Source organism: Streptomyces sp. NPDC001902 (genome assembly GCF_042891295.1).
In the GTDB taxonomy this organism is placed as follows: domain Bacteria; phylum Actinomycetota; class Actinomycetes; order Streptomycetales; family Streptomycetaceae; genus Actinacidiphila.
The window spans coordinates 15537-33336 of sequence record NZ_JBIATA010000032.1 but is presented as its reverse complement, the minus strand read 5'-3'; the positions used below and the strand labels follow the sequence as shown (position 1 = coordinate 33336).

Sequence of the window (17800 nt, the reverse complement as noted above, 5' to 3'; positions counted from 1 at the left end):
AGCATGGACTTCACCGAACAGAGCGCGACGCCGGCCGTCGTGGAGAGCTTCGCGCGGACGCCCGACCCTCGGCTGCGGGAGATCCTGGGCAGTCTGACCCGGCACCTCCACGACTTCGTCCGGGACGTCGAGCCGACGATGGAGGAGTGGGAAGGGGCGATCGGCTTCCTCACCCGCACCGGCCAGGCGTGCACCGACACACGGCAGGAGTTCATCCTCCTGTCCGACGTGCTCGGGGTGTCGATGCTGGTCGAGACGATCAACCAGCGGAAGTCGGCCGGGGAGGGGGCCACCGAGTCCACCGTGCTGGGCCCGTTCCACATGGTCGGCTCCCCCGCGCGGGAGTTCGGCGACGCGATCGACATGATCGGCTCGGGTGAGCCCTGCGTGGTCACCGGGCGCGTGGTCTCCGTGGACGGCACACCGCTGCCGGGCGCCACGGTGGACGTCTGGCAGGCCGACGAGCACGGCTTCTACGACGTCCAGCAGCCGGGCGAACAGCCCCAGGGCAACGGGCGCGGGATGTTCCAGGCCGACGGGGAGGGCCGCTTCCGGTTCCGCACCGTCGTGCCCGCGCACTACCCGATCCCGACCGACGGCCCGGTGGGCGACCTGCTGGACGCCACGGAGCGCCATGCGTACCGGCCCGCGCACATCCACTTCATCGCGGCCGCCGCCGGCCACCAGCCGGTCACCACGCACGTGTTCGTCCAGGACAGCCCGTACCTGGACTCGGACGCGGTCTTCGCGGTGAAGAAGAGCCTGGTCCAGGAGTTCGCCGAGGTGGACGACCCGGAGCAGGCGGCCGGGTACGGGGTTCCCAACCCCTTCCGGCTGGCGACCTTCGACATCGTGCTGCAGCGGTCATGAGCCTGGAGTTCGTCCACGAGGCGCTGCCGATGCGGGTCGTCTTCCGCGCCGGGGCCGCCACCGCGGCCGTGGCGGAGGAGACCGGCCGGCTCGGCCTGCGCCGCGTGCTGGTGCTGTCCGGCCGGCACGGTGAGGACACCGCGCGCTCCGTCGCCGCGTCGCTCGGGGCGGTCTGCGTGGGCGTCCACCCGGGCGCGGTGATGCACGTGCCGGTGAAGGTGGCCGACGAGGCCGTCGCGGTGGCGCAGGAACTGGACGCCGACGGGCTGGTCGCGGTCGGCGGCGGTTCCGCGGTCGGCCTGGGCAAGGCGGTCGCACTGCGCACCGGGCTGCCGCTGCTGGCCGTGCCGACGACGTACTCGGGCTCCGAGATGACCCCGGTCTGGGGCCTGACGGAGGACGGCGTCAAGCGCACCGGCCGCGACCGCCGCGTCCTGCCGCGCAGCGTCGTCTACGACCCGGAGCTCACCCTGTCGATGCCGCCGGCGCTGTCCGGCACCAGCGGCGTCAACGCCCTCGCCCACGCCGTCGAGGCGCTGTACGCCCCCGACGCCACCCCGATCGTGTCGCTGATGGCCGAGGAGGGGGTGCGCGCCCTGGCGGACGCGCTGCCCCGTGTCGTCGCCGACCCGGGCGGCCTCGACGCGCGCGGACACGCCCTGTACGGGGCCTGGCTGTGCGGGGCGTGCCTCGGGGCCACCACGATGGGCCTCCACCACAAGCTGGCCCATGTGCTCGGCGGCGCCTTCGACCTGCCGCACTCCGCGACGCACACGGTGCTGCTGCCGTACGTCCTCGCCTTCAACGCCCCGGCCGCCCCGGCCGCGACGGCCGCGCTGCGCCGGGCGCTGGGCACCGGGGACGCGGCGCGCGCACTGTGGGAGCTGGGCGGGCGGCTCGGCGCGCCGCGCTCGCTGGCCGAGGTCGGTCTGCCGGCCGACGGCATCGGCCGCGTCGTGGAGCTGGTGGGCGCGGCCTCGTACGCCAACCCGCGCCCGGCGGACGCGGAAGAGCTGCGCGCGCTGCTGACGGCGGCGTACGAGGGGGCGCCGCCGACGGGCTGACCGGATTCCGGCCCGGGCATTCCCCGTACGCACGCGAACACCTTTGCGCTTTTCGACCGTGCGGCCGAGTGCATTCCCCTGCAGCGGTCCCGGAATTCCCGGCGGAACCCGTGTTCCGCCGGCGCGCGGGATTCCCTCAGCCCCGGCGCCGGGCCTCCCGGTCCGGCGCCGCGGGCGGCCCGCCGCCGTAGTCCAGCCGCTCCGCCGTCCTCACCAGCCGTTCGAGTGCGGCACCGTCCCGCGGCCCGCCGTGCAGGGCACGGCCGGCCCGCGCCACAACGCCGCACAGGCGTACGGAAAACAGGCGTTTCGCGCTCCAAAACGCCATCCCCCGCCACCCCTTCCGCCGGTTAGAAATATCTACCAAGGTTGAGCGTATGAGAAATGCGGCACCGAAACAGGCAATGGAGTGGCTGGCCGCCGCCGCGGCGGATCCGCGGGCGTGCAAGCGGGAATGGGAGCACGGCGAGAGCGGGACCGTCCTGCTGCCCGCCGGGCGTTTCTGGGACGTGCTCAGCGTGCCCGAGGACCTCGGCCTGCTGGCCCTCGACGCCCTGCTGCGCCTCCCCCGCACGGAACCCGGACCCACCCTCGCCGACACGGCCTCCCGCCGGGTCGGCTTCTTCCTCCCGCCGGACCCCGTCAGCAGATGGGTGGGCACTGGAATCCGCTACGCCGGCAGGGGCGCCTGGATCGCCGTCCCGCCCCCGTACCGGGCCGCGGGGGCCCTGCGGTGGCTGGTACCCCCCGACGGAACGGGCACCCTCCACACCCCTACCGTGGTGGAACTGGCCCTGTTCCAGGCAGCAGTTGCGGCAGACTGCCGCCGCTGAAGGAGGCCGCGCGCGGTACGTCCGGCCCCGCGTAGCCGGGGACGGCGCGCCCGTGGGCCCGCCAGTCGGCGAGGAGTTCCGTGTAGATGGGCGGGTCCATCCAATAGGCGCCGGTGAGTTCGGCGAAGGTCCGGTGGTGGTCCGGGTGGCCCTGGAGAAGGCATCCACGGGTCGAGGATGTGCTGCTGTCCATGTCCCCTTGCAACGCCGCTCGTGCGCCGGTGGTACGTCCGGAGCGGGCAGCGCCACTGGAACGAGTGAGCGCGCCCCCCTCGTTAGGGGCCTTCCTCTCACCCTCTGACCCGCTCATCGTCTCATCGTCACGCGACGGCAGGTCCCGGCAGCCCGAGCGCGTGGGCAAGCAGCGGCCACGCCGTCGCGAACTCCTGTCGCCAGTAAGCCCATTCGTGTCGGCCGCCCTCGTAGTAGTGCGTCGTCACCGGGATGTCACGGAGTTCCAGCGCGGTGGCGAAGACGTGCGTGGCGGGCCACAGGGTGCTCTCCAGCACCTCCGGCAGCAGCTCGGTGCCGCCGCCCGCGGCCGGGGCGGCGGCACCGCTTCCGCAGGACACGTACAGCGCGGTGCCGCGCAGCCCTCCCGCGCGCGCCGTGGGGTTGAAGGACCGCCAGGTGTCCCACCGGTCCACGGGGTCGCCCCACAGGGAGCCGGGGCAGAGGCTCTCGCGGAGCAGGAGGGCGTCGAGGGCGGTGGGCACCCCGGCGAAGGTGGTGTCCAGGACGCCACTGAAGGATGCGGCGGCGCGGAACGCCCCCGGGTGGCGGGCGGCGTGGGCCATGGCGCCGTGGCCGCCGGTCGAGACGCCCGCCACGGCCCGTACGCCGGAGGCCCGGTAGTCGCGGCGCAGCAGCGCGTCGACTTCGCCCAGCTGGAAGGTCTCGTAGTCGGAGCCGTCGAGCCAGTGGCTGGACAGGCCCGCGGGGCCGCAGTCCGGCATGGCGAGGATGAGGCCGCCGCCCTCGGTGAGCCGCTCGACATCCGCCTGCCGGCTCCAGGCGGTGTGGTCCTCGTGTGGCCCGTGCAGCAGGTACAGCACCGGCCAGGTGCGCCCGGACGCACGCGCGAAGTCCGTGGGCAGGACGATCCGCACCGCCGCCGGGCGGCCGAGCGCTGCCGAGGCGACCGTCAGGTCCCAGGTGCGTGCGTCGACGCGGGTCGCGGCGGCCACCTCGGCGGCGGTCCCTCCGGGCGCGCGGGCGGTGCTGGGGGTCATGGGGTGGCTCCTCACAGGACAGGTGCGCGACGGGGCGCGCACGGACCGGGCGCACTCCCTTTACCCGGGGTAACGGACGGCGGCCGGGAGTGGTTCAACGGCCGCCACGGTTCCCCTCGGCGCGCCGCAAGCCCGCGACGTGCCGGGGGCGAAGTCCGGTGACCGACCGGTAGGTTCGGTGCCGGGGGCCCCGCCGCGGGGGCCGGAACCGACGAGGGAGCACTCACGCATGACCTGGTTGCTGTACGGAGCCACCGGCTACACCGGCCGCCTCGTCGCACGGGAGGCCGTGGCCCGCGGGGAACGCCCCGTGCTCGCGGGCCGGTCGGCCGCCGCGCTGGCCCCGCTCGCGGCCGAACTGGGCCTGGACCACCGGGTGGTCGGTCTCGGCGACGCGACGGCGTTGCGCGCGGCGCTCGCGGACGTGGACGCCGTGGCCCACTGCGCGGGGCCCTTCTCCGCGACGGCGCTGCCGATGGCCGAGGCGTGCCTGGACACCGGCACGCACTACCTCGACATCACCGGCGAGATCGACGTGCTCGAGGCGCTGCACGCGATGAGCGCCCGGGCCCGCGCGGCGGGCGTGGTCCTGCTGCCCGGGGCGGGGTTCGACGTCGTCCCCACCGACTGCCTCGCCGCCACCGTCGCCGCCGCGCTGCCCACCGCCACCCACCTGGACATCGCCTTCGTGGCCGGCGGGGGCGCGAGCCCCGGCACGGCGCGCTCCGCGCTCGAGGCGCTCGACAAGGGCGCCGGCGGCCGTGCCCGCGTCGACGGGGTGATCCGCGACGTCCCGCTCGGGCACCCCCGGCTGACGGCGTCCTTCCGCACCGGCCGGCGCCAGGTCGCCGGCATCGCCTGGGGCGACGTCAGCACGGCCTACCACTCGACCGGCATCCCCAACATCTCGACGTACACCTGGCTGCCGGGCGCCCCGCTGGTGGCACGCGTGCTCGGGGTCGGCCCGGTACGGCGACTGGCCCGCGCGGGGGTCGACCGTCTCCTGACGGGCCCCGGCGAGCGCGCGCGGGCGCGCACCCGTTCCCAGGTGTGGGCCCGCGCCCGCGACGCGCACGGCGGTGAGGCCCAGGCGGCGCTGTCGGCCCCCAACGGCTACGCGCTGACCGTCGATTCGGTGATGCGCATCGTGACCCGGCTGCCACGGCTCCCGCACGGCACCCAGACCCCCTCCTCGGCCCTCGGCGCCGACTTCGTCCTGGAACTGGACGGAGTACGCCGGGACGGACCCCACGTCAGCTGATCCCCCTACGACGGGCCCACCGCCCGGCCCGCACCGGCCGAGGCGCGCGCCGGCCGAGGCTCCCGCCACGACGGATCCGCCGCCGCGGGACGCGGTCGCCAAGGCCGACCCGCGCCGCGGTCGGCCGGTCCCTGAAGGGCAACGGCAGAAGGGCGCCACCACGCGCCCGCTCCCGCGACCGGGCGCACGCACCCGCGCCAGGCACAACAGCAGGGTTCGGACGACGTTGGCCTCCGACAGACCTGCGGTGAGTCGCAACCGCGGCCCCCGACCCTGCCGCCGAAACCGCGGCACCGGTCCGCGACCGGGCCCCCGGGCCGGCCGGGGCTCCCGCTACGACGGACGCGCCGCCGAGGCGCGCGCCGTGGCGGCGGTGGCCGCCGCCACCGCCCAGCCCTCCAGGCTCGTGACAAAGTGCCCCGCGCAGTCCGGCCAGTGCAGCCCGCCACGGGCGGCGGCGTGGCCGCGGGCGCCCATCGCGCGCCGCAGTTCCGGGTCGTCGCGCAGCCGTCGGACCGCGTCCGCGGCGGCCGCGGGGTCCTCGAAGGGGACGAGGAGGCCGCAGTCGTGCCCGCGGACCAGCTCGGCGGCGAGGGGGTTGGGGGTGCTCACCACGGGGATGCCGTAGGCCATGTACTCGACGACCTTGGTGGGCCGCGAGTGGCGGTAGTTCGCCTCGTCGCGCAGCAGCGACACCCCGGCGAGGGCGCCGCGCAGCCGGCCCAGGGCCGCGTCGTTGGGCAGGAACCCGTGCCAGCGCAGCGCGCCGTCGCGGTCGGCCGCCGCGAGCAGTCCGCGGACGTCCCCGTCGGCGGCGCCGATGAGCTCGACATGGACGTCCGGGGCCAGCAGCCGTGCCATGGCGACCAGTTCCTCGGCGCCGCGGGCCCTGGACAGCTGCCCGAGGTAGACCACGCGGTCGTCGCCCGGCGCCGGCGGGGGGTCCGTGGGGACGGTGACCAGGTTGGGCACCACGGGGTGCGCGCGGCGGAAGCGCCGCTGGTAGGCGTCCTCGGCGAGCAGCAGGTGCAGATGCCGCTCGGCGGCGAGTTCGGCCGCGCGGACCACGAGGCGCAGCGGCGGGCGCAGTGGCCGCGGAACCCAGCCCTTCATGGTGAGGGCGGCCGCGGTGTCCTCGTGCACGTCCCACACCACGGCCGGCCGCCGGGCGCCGGTGCGGTGCCAGTGCCGCAGCGCCCGCGGCAGCACGAGCAGCAGTTCGGGGTCGTGGAGCAGGACGGCGTCGACGGTGGGCCCGCGCCGCACCAGCAGGCGCCGGGCCGCACGGACGGCCGCACGCCGGTCCCGTCCGGTGGCCCGGGGCAGGTCCACGCCCTCGACCCCGGGGCGGGGCGGGGTCGCCCGCGCGGTGAAGGGCGCGGCGTAGGTGACGGTGTGGCCGTGGGCCATGAGGGCGGCTATCTGACGGTGCAGGATGCGCGCGTCCTCGGGGTGGTGCACGACGGTGACGACCAGTACGTGCATCACAGCACCTCGACGTCCGGCCGGAAGATCCGTCCGCGCGTGTCGAACAGCAGGCGGGCCCGGTCCGCCACCACCTGCAGGTCGTAGGCGCTGTGGTCCTGCAGGAGGACCGTCAGGTCGTGCTCGCGCAGGGCGGCGGCCAGGTCGCCGGCCCGGGGGACGGGCTCGCCGTCGACCTCCCAGGCCTCCACGAACGGGTCGTGGAAGGAGATCCCCGTGCCGAGCCGGCGCAGCAGCCGCGCCACGGGGACGGCGGGGCTCTCGCGCCGGTCGGCGATGTCGGGCTTGTAGGTGACGCCGAGCAGCAGCACCCGTGAGCCGTGCAGCGCCTTCCCGGCCGTGTTGAGCAGGTCCTGCGCCCGGCGCACCACGTACTCCGGCATCCGGTGGTTGATCTCCCGGGCGAGTTCGACGAAGCGGAACTCGTAGCCGAGCGTGCGGACCTTGTACGACAGGTAGTTGGGGTCGATCGGGATGCAGTGGCCGCCCACGCCCGCGCCGGGCCGGAAGGCCTGGAAGCCGAAGGGCTTGGTGGCGGCGCAGTCGATGACGTTCCAGATGTCGACGCCCAGTTCGCGGCAGAGTATGGCCAGCTCGTTGACGAGCGCGATGTTGACGTGGCGGTAGGTGTTCTCCAGCAGCTTGGCCATCTCGGCCTCGCGGGTGCCCTTGGCCCGCACGACGGTGTCGACGAGCTTGCCGTAGAACGCGACGGCGCGCGCCGCGCACCCGGGGGTGTGCCCGCCGACGATCTTCGGAGTGTCGCGGAAGCCGTGGGTCCGGTTGCCCGGGTCGATCCGCTCGGGCGAGAAGGCGAGGGCGAAGTCCGCCCCGGCGCGCAGCCCCGAGCCCGCCTCGAGGAGGGGCCGGACGACCTCGTCGGTCGTGCCGGGGTAGGTCGTCGACTCCAGCACGACCAGGACGCCGGGGCGCAGCCGCGCGGCGACCGCCTCGGCGGCCCCGGTGACCGCGGTCAAGTCCGGTCCGCCGTCCTCGGACAGCGGGGTGGGGACGCAGATGACGATGACCTGGGCCTCCCCCAGGCACTCCTGGCCGGTGGTCGCGGTGAACCCGGAGGCCAGCATGCGCCGCAGGTCGTCGTCGCGGACGTCGTCCACGTGCGAGCGGCCGGAGTTGAGGGCGTCCACGACCGCGGGGTCCAGGTCGTGTCCCACGACGCTCAGTCCCACCGCCGCGGCTTCCCTGGCGAGGGGCAGCCCGACGTACCCGAGGCCTACGACTGCGAGATCCACCGTCATGCCGCACCATCCAGAGCGCTATACGGCCCCCAGACCGCGGTAGGCGTCGCGCGTCCGCCCCGCGATGTGGGCCCACGTACGGTCGCGGGCCACTCGTGCGCGGGCGGCGTCGCCCATCATCCGCCGTTGATTTGGACTATAGAGCAATATTTCGAGCGTATCTGCCCAGGCATTTACGTCTCCTGACGGAATTAGCCGTCCGTTCACCTGGTCTTCGACCAGCTCCCCCATCGCCGTGACATCACTTGCTGCAAGGGGAAGACCGCTCGCCATCGCCTCCACCGGCTTGAGAGGGGTCACGAGATGGCACACCCGCTCTCCCGTCCGGGGCACCGCGAAGACGTCCAGCACGGCATGGTGGGCCCGCACCTCGGCGTACGGCACACGGCCCGTGAACAGGGCGCTCCCGCCGAGGCCGAGCCCCGCCGCCTGCCGCTCCAGCGCGGGCCGCTGCGGGCCGTCCCCCACGATCAGCAGGCGCAGCGGCACACCCCGGCGGCGCAGCACGGCCCCGGCGCGCAGCAGGGTGCCGATGCCCTCGTGGGGGGTGAGCGTGGAGACCGTGCCGACGACCAGCTCGTCCGGGGCGATGCCGAGACGGGTGCGCAGGTCACCGGGGTCGGGCAGCGGCTGGAGGAAGACGTCGTCCACGGCGTTGGGCACGACCCGCACCCGTTCCTCGGGGACCCCCCGGGAGACGATCTCCGCCTTCATCGCCTCGCCGAGGGTGAGCACCAGGTCGGCGGCCTTCATGCAGTGCGTCTCCAGGGCGCGCCGCTCCCGGTACGACGCGCTGTCACGGTCACGCCCGGGTCCCTGCGTCAGCCAGGTCTCCTCCAGGAAGCCGCGCACCTCGTAGACGACCGGCAGGCCGAACGATTCGCGCAGCGCGAGCGCCACTCGGCCGTTCGGGTGATCGGTGGCCGCGTGCAGGACCGCGGGGCGGAGCCGTTCGACGAGCCGGGCGGCGAGCTCGGCGTTGCGGGCGAGGGCGGCCGCGGGCGTCCCCGGCATCCGCACCGGCAGCAGGCGGTGGTACGGCACCCCGTCCACGACCTGCGCCGGCCGTCCGTCCCAGACGCCCTGCGCCACGGGGAAGCCCAGCCGTGTGACGACCTGCGGGTCCAGGCCCGCCTCCCGCTGGGCGCGCGCGATGGCGTGCGTCCTGACGGTGTAGCCGGCGTTGCGGTACGGCAGGGAGTTGGTGACCAGGTGCAGCACCCGCCCCGGCACCGCCGTCCCCGGCGCACCGGCCGGGGCGGGCACACCCCGCGGCCCGTACGCGGTGGCGCCGCCGCGTACGCGGTGCGGATCGCGCTCGGGCAGCCGGGCCAGCGCCCACCGGGCGGGCCGCCGGGCCGGCCCCGGGGCGACCCTCAGGGCCAGGGACGCCGCACGCACCGGGTCGTCCCGCAGATGACGGACCGCCACGGAGGCGGCGAGAATCAAGGCACGAAGAGTACGACGACGCACAATCCCACCCTAAGCACGGCAAGTGAACGGGAGGCACCGTGCTCGGCTCGGTAGTCCACGTGGTCGGTGCCCGGCCCAACTTCGTCAAGGCCGCTCCGGTCGTCGCCGCGCTGCGCGAGGCCGGGCAGCCGCAGTCGGTGGTGCACACCGGACAGCACTACGACGAACGCATGTCGCACGTCTTCTTCCGGGAACTCGGCCTGCCCGAGCCGGACGTGGACCTCGGCGTCGGCTCCGGCAGCCACGCCCGGCAGACCGCCGCCCTGCTGACCGCCCTGGAGGACGAGCTGTCGGCCCGGGCGCCCGCCCTGGTCACGGTCTACGGGGACGTCAACTCCACGCTCGCCGCCGCCCTGGTCGCCGCCAAGCTGGGGCTGCCCGTGGCGCACGTCGAGGCGGGCCTGCGCAGCTTCGACATGACGATGCCGGAGGAGGTCAACCGGCGGCTGACCGACCAGCTCGCCGACCTGCTCTTCGTCACCAGCCCGGAGGCGGTGGGCCATCTGGGGGACGAGGGCGTGGACACCGCCCGGGTGCACTTCGTCGGCAACCCGATGATCGACACCCTGATGGCCCACCTGCCGCGCTTCGACCCGGAGGCCGCCCGCGCCGCCCACGGGCTGCCCGGCCGCTACGGCGTCGTGACGCTGCACCGTCCCGCCAACGTCGACGACCCGGCCGCCGCGGCCGCCGCCGTGGCGGCGTTGCGCGGGGCGGCGGAGCACCTGGAGCTGGCGGTCCCGCTGCACCCGCGCGGGCGGGCCGCGCTGGAGGCGGCGGGGCTCGGCGACACGCCCGGCATCCGGATCCTGGAGCCGCTCGGCTACCTGGAGTTCATGGGGCTGCTGCGGGGCGCCGCCGCGGTGGTCACCGACTCGGGCGGGGTGCAGGAGGAGACCACCGTCCTGGGCGTGCCCTGCCTGACGCTGCGGCCCAACACCGAGCGGCCCGTGACGGTCACCCACGGCACCAACCGCCTCGTGGCCCCCGACGGGCTGGTCCCGGCGCTGCTCAAGGCGCTGGACGGCGAAGCCCGCGCCCCCGAAGGCCCCCCGCTGTGGGACGGGCGTTCGGGGCCCCGCATCGCCCGCGTCATCACCGAGTGGCTGGACCACCATGTCTGATCCGCGCCTGGACGACCCCCTCGCGTACTGGGACAGCCGCCACCGCGAGCACGACGACCTCGCCTCCGGCGGCCACATCGGCCTCGACCGGCCGGGCAACGAGATCTTCTACGCGCTGCGCTTCGCGGAGGTACTGCGCATCACCGGCGACTTCGAACGGGCCAACGACCCGCTGCTCGTACTCGACGCGGGCTGCGGCAAGGGCCACTTCGCCCGGGCCCTGGCCCGCTGCGGCCACCTCGTCGACGCGGTCGACGCCAGTCCCTCGGCGGTGGACCACGGCCGCGCGCTCGGCGGCGGCCCCCGCTACGCGGTGGCGGAGCTGTCGGACTGGCGCAGCCCGTGGCTGTACGACGTGGTGCTCGCCGTGGACGTGCTCTTCCACGTGCTCGACGACACCGCCTGGCGGGCCGCGCTGGTCAACCTCGCCTCCCTCGTCCGGCTGACCGGCCGGCTGGTCGTCACCGACGAGGACGCGCCCGGGCGCGTGGCGCGCGGCGACTACATCCTGCACCGCCCTGCCGCCGAGTACCGCGCCGCCGTCGAACCGCTCGGACTGCGGTACGGCGGCTTCACGCCGTACGGTTTCCGGGAGAACAGGGTCGGTTTCCACGTCTTCACGAGGACCTCCTGATGCGCCTTCTCGATCTGCTCCACCCGCACCTGGACGGGGTGACCGAGGTCGTCGACGCGACCGGCGGCGGCATCCCGCTCGAACCGTACCTGCACCTGCCGGGCGGCGTCCGGCTGAGCCCCTCCCCGGCCGGTGACCAGGACCCGGTCGGCGAGGGACGGCTGGCCCTGCTCAGTTTCGGCCCCGACCCCGCCCGGCACGGCGACGAGGACGCGTGCCTCGCGGCGCTGCGGCGCATGCGCCCGGGCGGCAAGGGCCTGATCGTGTTCGGCCACGCCCGTGCCGAACTGCCGTACCACCGGCTGCTCGACGCCCTGGTGGCGCACCGCTGCCAGGTGCTGCGGGCGGCCGGCCTTGACTACCTGCACCTGCACGGCGGCGCGGTGTTCACCTGCACCGAGGCGCTGCTCCCGCTCCTGGACCCGGCCGGGCGGCCCGTGCCCGGCGGGGAGACCACCGCGCTGCGGGTGGCCGGCGAGTACGTGCTGGCGGAGTTCGTCTCGCGTGCCGAGCGGGCGCGGGTGCGGGAGCTGGAGCGGCGGCACGAGGAGGACCGTCGCGCGCTGGAGGCGCTGCAGGACGGCACGGACGGCGAGCGGACGGCGGCCGTGACGCACGAACGCGACCGGCTCGCGGCCGAGCTGCGACGCGCCAGGGAGCGGATCGGGGTGCTGGAGACCCGGGTCGCCATGCTGCAGGGCTCGACCTCGCTGCGGGTCGGCCAGGCGCTGGTCTCGGCCGCGCGCTCCCCCTTGCGCGGCTCGACGCGGCTGCCGCGCGAGCTGTACGGGATGTGGCGCGGCCGCGGCAAGGGCGGTCGCCCCGCGGCAGCCCGGCCGGGCGCGCCGGCCGCCGCCTCCCCGGCACCGGGCGTTGGCGGTCCGGCGGCCGACGGACACCTGCACCTGGCCCACCGGGCGTTCACGGCCGGCCCCCGCGACCGGCTGGTGATCGCCGGCGTCCTGGACGCCACGACCGCCGCCGACTTCGCCCACGACGCCGTCGTCAACCGCGTGCTGCCGCACGACGCACGGCAGGTCGCCGAACGCACCGACCCGGACGTGCTCGTCGTACAGCTCAGCGCCTGCCTTGCCGGGCCGTGGGCGCACACCGGCACGGGCACCGCCCCCGACCTGGACCGGCGGCTGGCCGAACTCCTCGCCACCGTCCACGCGCTCGGCCGTACCGCCGTGCTGTGGCGGGACGCCCCCGCCTCCGCCGCGCCGGGGCTGGCCCCGTTCCCCTGGGACGCCGTGCTCGACGGGGACACCGGGGTGCAGCCGGCCCGGCTGGACCCGGTGTCGGTGGACCGCGGCGACCTGCGGGAGATCTTCACCTCCCGGGCCACCCGGGTCCGGCTGTCGGAGCTCGCCCGGATCGCCGGGGCGGCGGACCCGCTGGACGCCCGGCGGGTGGCCGTGCTGGCCGACCCGCGTGACGGATCCGAGGTGTCACGCCTGGTCGCGCAGGTGCTGGCGCAGCGGCTCCGCCCCGCCGAGGTGCTGGTGCCCGTTCCCGGGGCGGCCTACGCGGAACTCACCGCGGGCGGGGTCACCGTACGGGCCACGGCGGACGGGCCGGGCGCGCCCTGGGTCGCGGACTGGTCGGACCTCGCTGAGGAACGGCCGGCTGCCCACCTGCTGGACCTGATGTGCGCCCAGGAGTGCTCCGGGGCCGACGCGGTCGGCTTCAGCGCGGACGCCCCGGGCTTCGTTCCGCACGTCAACGGCTTCCGCCCGGCCCTGCTGCGCAGGACGCTCTGGCCGTCCCCCGGGGCGGCACGGCTGTTCACGATCCGCCCGGAGGAGGTCCGATGACGGGCACGCGCACGGTCAGGGCGATGGTCTACGGGGACGTGGACCTCAACCTCATCGACGGTTCCGCGGTGTGGGCCCAGTCGACGGTGCAGGCGCTGGCGCGGGCCGGCTGCGGGACCCGGCTGGTGCTGAAGGCTCCGGTGCGCACCGGACGGCTGGTCGATCCGCTGGCGCAGCTGCCGGGGGTGTCCGTCGTACCGACCGGGCACGCCTTGTCCCCCGTCCAGGCCTCGCGGGTGCTGCGCGAGCAGGACGAACGGGAGCCGTGCGACCTGCTGGTGCTGCGCGGTCGCCGGCTGGTGGCGCAGGCTGTCGCCGACGGCGCCTTCGACGGGCGGATCTGGGCGTACCTCACCGACATCCCGCAGTCGGCGGCGCAGATGTCGGACGAGGCGGTCGACGAGCTGACCCGGATCGCCGAGGCCTCCCGCTACCTGCTGTGCCAGACGGAGGAGTTGCGCTGCTTCATCGAGGCCTGGGTGCCGGCCGCGTGCGGCAAGTGCGTGCTGTACCCGCCGAGCGTGCCCGTCCCGGACTTCGCGGTGCCGGGGCACGACGCGGCGCGCGACCCCGTCCGCCTGGTGTACACGGGCAAGTTCGCACCGCGCTGGAACACCTTGGAGATGACGGAACTGCCGGCCGCGCTGGCCACCCGCGGGATCCGGGCCGAGCTGCACACCGTCGGCGACAAGGTCCACGACGACCCGCGGCACCCCGGCTTCCACGCGGCCATGGAGCGTGCGCTGCGGAGCGCCACCGGCGTGGTGCACCACGGCGGCACCCCCCGCCAGGAGGCCATGCGGATCGCCGCGGGATGCGACCTGGGGCTGGGCTGGCGTCACCCGGAACTGGACGCGAGCCTGGAACTGTCCACGAAGGTGCTGGAGTTCGGGACGCTCGGGCTGCCCGTCGTGCTCAACCGCACGCCCGCGCACGAGGCGCTGCTCGGCGCCGACTACCCGCTGTTCGTCCCCGGTCGCGGCACCCTCGACGACGCGGCGGAGGCGGTCGCCATCGCCGCCCGCTCCCCCGAGGCCTACCGCACGGCCGCCCGGCGCTGCCGCGAGGCCGCCGCGCACTTCTCACTGGACCGGGCCGCCGAACGGCTGCGCGGCCTGGTCGAACGGGCGCTGCCGGCGGCGCCGGTCGCGCTCGCCGGACGCGGCCGGCCGCTGCGGGTCGTCGTCGCCGGGCACGACCTGAAGTTCTTCACGCGTCTGCTGGACCACCTCCAGGCCCTGCCCGGGGTCGAGGTGCGGGTCGACGCCTGGGAGGCACTGGCCCGGCACGACGCGGCCGCCGGCCGCGAACTCGCCGCCTGGGCCGACGTCGTGGTCGTGGAGTGGTGCGGGCCGGCGGCCGTCTGGTACAGCCGCCACAAGCGCCGCGGCTCCCGCCTGCTGGTGCGCCTCCACCGCTTCGAGCTGTACGCCGGTTACCCCGCGCAGGTCGACATCGACGCCGTCGACCGCGTCGTGTGCGTCAGCCCGCACTACAACCGGCTCACGCGGGAACGCACCGGCTGGCCGCAGGAGAAGCTCGTCACCGTCCCCAACTGGGTCGACGACCGGCAGCTGGACCGCCCCAAGGTCCCCGACGCCCGCTACCGCCTCGGCATGATCGGCATCGCGCCCTCGCGCAAGCGGCTCGACCTGGGCCTGGACGTGCTCGAGGCGCTGCGGGCCAGGGACCCGCGGTGGCGGCTGTCGGTGAAGTCCAAGATGCCCTGGGACTACTGGTGGATCTGGAACAAGCCCGAGGAGCGGGCGCACTACGACGCCGTGCTGCGCCGTGTGCAGTCCGGTCCGCTGGAGGACGCCGTGGTCTTCGACGACTTCGGCCCCGACGTGGCGAGCTGGCTGCGGCGCATCGGCTTCGTGCTCTCCACCAGCGACGACGAGAGCTTCCACCTCGCGCCCGCCGAGGGCATGGCCTCCGGCGCGGTGCCCGCCCTGCTGCCCTGGCCGGGCGCCGACGCGATCTACGAACGCCGCTGGATCCACGACTCCCCCTCGGCCATGGCGGACGCGATCGCGGCGCTCGCGGCCGACGGATGGCAGGAGGCGGGCGAGCAGGCCCGCGACTGGCTGCGCGGCTCCTTCGGGCTCGACACGGTCCGCGCGGCGTGGACGGAGCTGGTCACCGGCTCGGCGCCGTGACGCCCGCGGGGGCGGGCGCCGGGCCGCCTGCCTGTCGGCGGGCCGCCACGGCGCGGCTGTAGCGCGTGGTGAAGACCACCGGGAGGGCGAAGCCGCAGACAACGTCTGGCCCGCCACCCAGAGCCAGCTCTACACGGAGCTGAACCGGCTCGCCGAGGCCGAGCTGGTGACCGTCGCCGCCGAGGGACCGCGCGGGCGCAAGGAGTACGCCCTCACCGAGGCGGGCCGCGCGGAGCTGCTCCACTGGCTCACCGAGGTGGAGCCGCAGCGCAACCGCCGCAGCGACGCGCTGCTGCGGGTCTTCTTCCTCCACCAGGTCGACCCCGGGCGGGCCCGGGCCTACGTGGAGCGCGAGGGGGCGCTGGCCGCGGAGCGCCACGAGGGGCTGCTGGAGCTCGAGCGCTCCGTCGACTGGGACGCCGGCGGAGACCTCGCCTTCTACGGGCGGCTGACCCTGGAGTGGGGGCTGCGCTTCACCAGGATGCAGCAGGAATGGGCCGCCTGGGCGGCCGAGCACATCAGTGACCGGACACCGGGGGACACCGGACGGCCGTAACATGGCGCCGGGGTGGTGACTGGAGGTGCACATGACCACGGAAGAGTCGCCGTACGACGTGCTCGTCGTGGGCGGTTCCGGGGTGGACACCGTCGTGCGGGTGGACAGCCTGCCCGTACCGCTCGTGGACTCCCTCGGGGTGGAGCCGGTCCGGGAGTGGCCCGGCCAGACCGGCGGCAACGTGGCGCTGGGCTGCCGCGCGCTCGGCATGACCGTGAAGTTCCTCGACTTCGTCGGCGACGACTGGATCGGCACCCTGCTCAGGGAGCGCCTGGCCAAGGGCGACGTCGACTTCGAGCCGCTGATCTCCCCCGCCGGGACCCGGCGGGCCGTCAACCTCGTGGACGCCACGGGCCGCCGGATGTCCTTCTACGACGGACGCGACCCGGAGCACCTGCGGATGCCGCGCGAGTTCTACCTGCCGCACCTGCGCCGGGCCCGGCACGTGCACCTGTCGATCTCGCACTTCACGCGCTTCCTCTACGACGACATCGAGGAACTCGGCCTGCCCGTCTCGACCGACCTGCACGACTGGGACGGACTGGCCGAGCACCAGCGGGAGTTCGCCCGCCGCTCCGACCTGGTCTTCCTCAGCGCGGCAGGAGCGGGCGAGCGCATCGCGGACATCATGCGCGCGATCCTGCGCGACGGCCGCGCCCAGGCCGTGATCGCCACCGCGGGCGCGGGCGGCGCCTACCTGCTCGCGCGCGACGGGGGCAGCACGCCCCGGCACATCCCGGCCGTCACCCCGCCCGGCCCGGTGGTGGACTCCAACGGGGCGGGCGACGCCTTCCTCTGCGGCTTCCTCCACGGGCGCATGCGCGGACTGGACTTCGAGTCCTGCGCCCGCCTCGGCGCGACGGCTGGTGCCCACACCTGCACCGCTCTCGGCAACCTCGCCCTCATCGACGCCGCGACGCTGGAGTCCGCTCAGGTCTCCTTCTCCGGCACGTAGTCGGCCTCCTCCAGTCCGAAGGTCCAGGCGACGCCCTCGCGGGCGGTCCGGGTCCGCGGCGGCACCCGCAGCCAGTAGGTGCGGTGGGTGCCGTCCGGCTCCGGCGTGGAGTTGACGACCTCGACCATCACCAGCGGCTCGTCCCCCTCCAGCTCGATCCGCCACAGCACGCCGGCGGCGTCCCGCTGCACGGGCTCGGCCCCGGACTCCTCCAGGTAGCGCTCGTAGCCGTAGTGCTCCAGCATCACCCGGCGCAGTTCGGCGTTCTCCTCCTCGCGTATACGGCGCGGAGTCAGCCCGGCGAGCCCGTCGAGGAACTCGGCGGGGACCGGCATGCCCCGCCAGGCGTGCAGCGCGAAGCCGTCCGCGTAGGCCAGCGCGGGGCCGTCGCCGCGGTCCAGCCGGCCCGCCTCGTCCCGGTGCAGCTCCAGGGGGCGTTCGGCGACGACCGCCGTCCGCTCGTACGGCCACCACCAGCCCGCGTTCCGGGCGACCGCGGCGATCCCGGCCAGCTCCCGCGTGCCCTCCTGCCCGTCGAAGGCGGCCAGCCACGCCGCGTCGTGCTGCCCGAGCACGGCGTCGAGCAACGCCAGCCGCACGGCCTGCCCGCCGCCGGGCACCCTCGGGCCGGCGTCCACCACGGCGGTCCGTATCCGCTCGGTCAGCAGCACCGTCGTGTCCCACAACTGCGCGCCCGTGACGGCCCAGTGGTCCGCCCACCCGGCCGGTCCGAGCCGGTCGGCGACCCGCTCCCGCGCGGCTGCCCACGGCCGTGTCCGCACGGCGTCGCGGACGCTGCCGCCCGCCGTGCCGTCCGCCGTCAGGCGCACGGCCAGGACCACCGCCTCCAGGGGCGAGGCCGCCCACACGATCCGTTCCGGCTCGGGCAGCCCCGCCAGCCGGTAGGCCAGGCGCACCCCCTCCTCCGCCGCCGCCCGGTCCGCGGGTCCGGTCGCCGCGACGACCTCGCGCCACAGCGCCGTCGTGTCCGCCGCCGGCTCCGTCGCCGTACCCCTGCCCGAACCCGTCATCGCGCTCGTCACCGCGCTCGCCACCGTCGTCATCGCTCCGCTCCCCC

General features: G+C 75.2%; 16 protein-coding genes. 10 read left to right on the top strand and 6 right to left on the bottom strand.

The window, feature by feature from the left end; translation table 11 throughout:
• Positions 1-3 precede the first annotated feature (3 nt).
• Positions 4-870 (top strand): dioxygenase family protein, encoded by an 867-nt coding sequence (locus ACFYYN_RS36595; RefSeq protein WP_500549167.1) that lies wholly within the window; start codon positions 4-6, stop codon positions 868-870.
• Positions 867-1934 carry a maleylacetate reductase gene (locus ACFYYN_RS36590; protein ID WP_500549166.1) on the top strand — a complete coding sequence of 356 codons (1068 nt, stop codon included), beginning with the start codon at positions 867-869 and terminating at the stop codon, positions 1932-1934. Before ACFYYN_RS36595 ends, ACFYYN_RS36590 begins: the two co-directional genes overlap by 4 nt.
• A gap of 136 nt (positions 1935-2070) precedes the next feature.
• On the opposite strand, the gene ACFYYN_RS36585 is transcribed toward ACFYYN_RS36590, so the two are convergent.
• Positions 2071-2262, bottom strand: coding sequence for a hypothetical protein (locus tag ACFYYN_RS36585; protein WP_500549165.1), 192 nt, complete (start codon positions 2260-2262; stop codon positions 2071-2073).
• Between the two features lie 49 nt (positions 2263-2311).
• Between ACFYYN_RS36585 and ACFYYN_RS36580 the strand changes: the two genes are divergently transcribed.
• Positions 2312-2767, top strand: coding sequence for a hypothetical protein (locus ACFYYN_RS36580; protein ID WP_499515234.1), 456 nt, complete (start codon positions 2312-2314; stop codon positions 2765-2767).
• Positions 2768-3087: 320 nt separating this feature from the next.
• Here ACFYYN_RS36580 and ACFYYN_RS36575 read toward each other — a convergent pair whose 3' ends face one another.
• A complete protein-coding gene (locus tag ACFYYN_RS36575; protein WP_500549164.1) occupies positions 3088-3999 on the bottom strand; it encodes an alpha/beta hydrolase in 912 nt (303 codons plus the stop codon).
• A gap of 229 nt (positions 4000-4228) precedes the next feature.
• Between ACFYYN_RS36575 and ACFYYN_RS36570 the strand changes: the two genes are divergently transcribed.
• On the top strand, positions 4229-5260 hold the full coding sequence (locus ACFYYN_RS36570; protein WP_500549163.1) for a saccharopine dehydrogenase family protein: 1032 nt from the start codon (positions 4229-4231) through the stop codon (positions 5258-5260).
• A 333-nt stretch (positions 5261-5593) separates the two neighbouring features.
• Here the strand turns inward: ACFYYN_RS36570 and ACFYYN_RS36565 are convergent, their stop codons facing one another.
• The 3 genes from ACFYYN_RS36565 to ACFYYN_RS36555 are packed head-to-tail and all read right to left on the bottom strand — an operon-like array spanning position 5594 to position 9453.
• A complete protein-coding gene (locus ACFYYN_RS36565; RefSeq protein WP_500549162.1) occupies positions 5594-6745 on the bottom strand; it encodes a glycosyltransferase in 1152 nt (383 codons plus the stop codon).
• On the bottom strand, positions 6745-8004 hold the full coding sequence (locus ACFYYN_RS36560) for a nucleotide sugar dehydrogenase (protein ID WP_500549161.1): 1260 nt from the start codon (positions 8002-8004) through the stop codon (positions 6745-6747). Before ACFYYN_RS36560 ends, ACFYYN_RS36565 begins: the two co-directional genes overlap by 1 nt.
• 18 nt (positions 8005-8022) lie before the next feature.
• Positions 8023-9453: a glycosyltransferase gene (locus ACFYYN_RS36555; RefSeq protein WP_500549160.1), complete on the bottom strand. Its 1431-nt coding sequence runs from the start codon at positions 9451-9453 to the stop codon at positions 8023-8025.
• Positions 9454-9515: 62 nt separating this feature from the next.
• Here ACFYYN_RS36555 and wecB point away from each other — a divergent pair, with 62 nt between their 5' ends.
• The 6 genes from wecB to ACFYYN_RS36525 are packed head-to-tail and all read left to right on the top strand — an operon-like array spanning position 9516 to position 16722.
• On the top strand, positions 9516-10601 hold the full coding sequence (gene wecB, locus ACFYYN_RS36550) for a non-hydrolyzing UDP-N-acetylglucosamine 2-epimerase (protein ID WP_500549159.1): 1086 nt from the start codon (positions 9516-9518) through the stop codon (positions 10599-10601).
• Positions 10594-11235, top strand: a complete 642-nt coding sequence (locus tag ACFYYN_RS36545) for a class I SAM-dependent methyltransferase (protein ID WP_500549158.1) — start codon at positions 10594-10596, stop codon at positions 11233-11235. The genes wecB and ACFYYN_RS36545 overlap by 8 nt, the downstream gene beginning before the upstream one ends.
• The gene (locus ACFYYN_RS36540; protein WP_500549157.1) at positions 11235-13052 is read left to right on the top strand and encodes a hypothetical protein; all 1818 of its coding nucleotides are present in this window, start codon (positions 11235-11237) and stop codon (positions 13050-13052) included. The genes ACFYYN_RS36545 and ACFYYN_RS36540 overlap by 1 nt, the downstream gene beginning before the upstream one ends.
• Positions 13049-15211 carry a glycosyltransferase family protein gene (locus ACFYYN_RS36535; RefSeq protein WP_500549156.1) on the top strand — a complete coding sequence of 721 codons (2163 nt, stop codon included), beginning with the start codon at positions 13049-13051 and terminating at the stop codon, positions 15209-15211. The genes ACFYYN_RS36540 and ACFYYN_RS36535 overlap by 4 nt, the downstream gene beginning before the upstream one ends.
• A 31-nt stretch (positions 15212-15242) precedes the next feature.
• Positions 15243-15767, top strand: coding sequence for a PadR family transcriptional regulator (locus tag ACFYYN_RS36530; protein ID WP_500549220.1), 525 nt, complete (start codon positions 15243-15245; stop codon positions 15765-15767).
• Positions 15768-15798: 31 nt separating this feature from the next.
• Positions 15799-16722, top strand: a complete 924-nt coding sequence (locus ACFYYN_RS36525) for a carbohydrate kinase family protein (RefSeq protein WP_500549155.1) — start codon at positions 15799-15801, stop codon at positions 16720-16722.
• Here the strand turns inward: ACFYYN_RS36525 and ACFYYN_RS36520 are convergent.
• A complete protein-coding gene (locus tag ACFYYN_RS36520) occupies positions 16698-17753 on the bottom strand; it encodes a DUF6745 domain-containing protein (protein ID WP_500549219.1) in 1056 nt (351 codons plus the stop codon). The genes ACFYYN_RS36525 and ACFYYN_RS36520 overlap by 25 nt on opposite strands.
• Positions 17754-17800 lie beyond the last annotated feature (47 nt).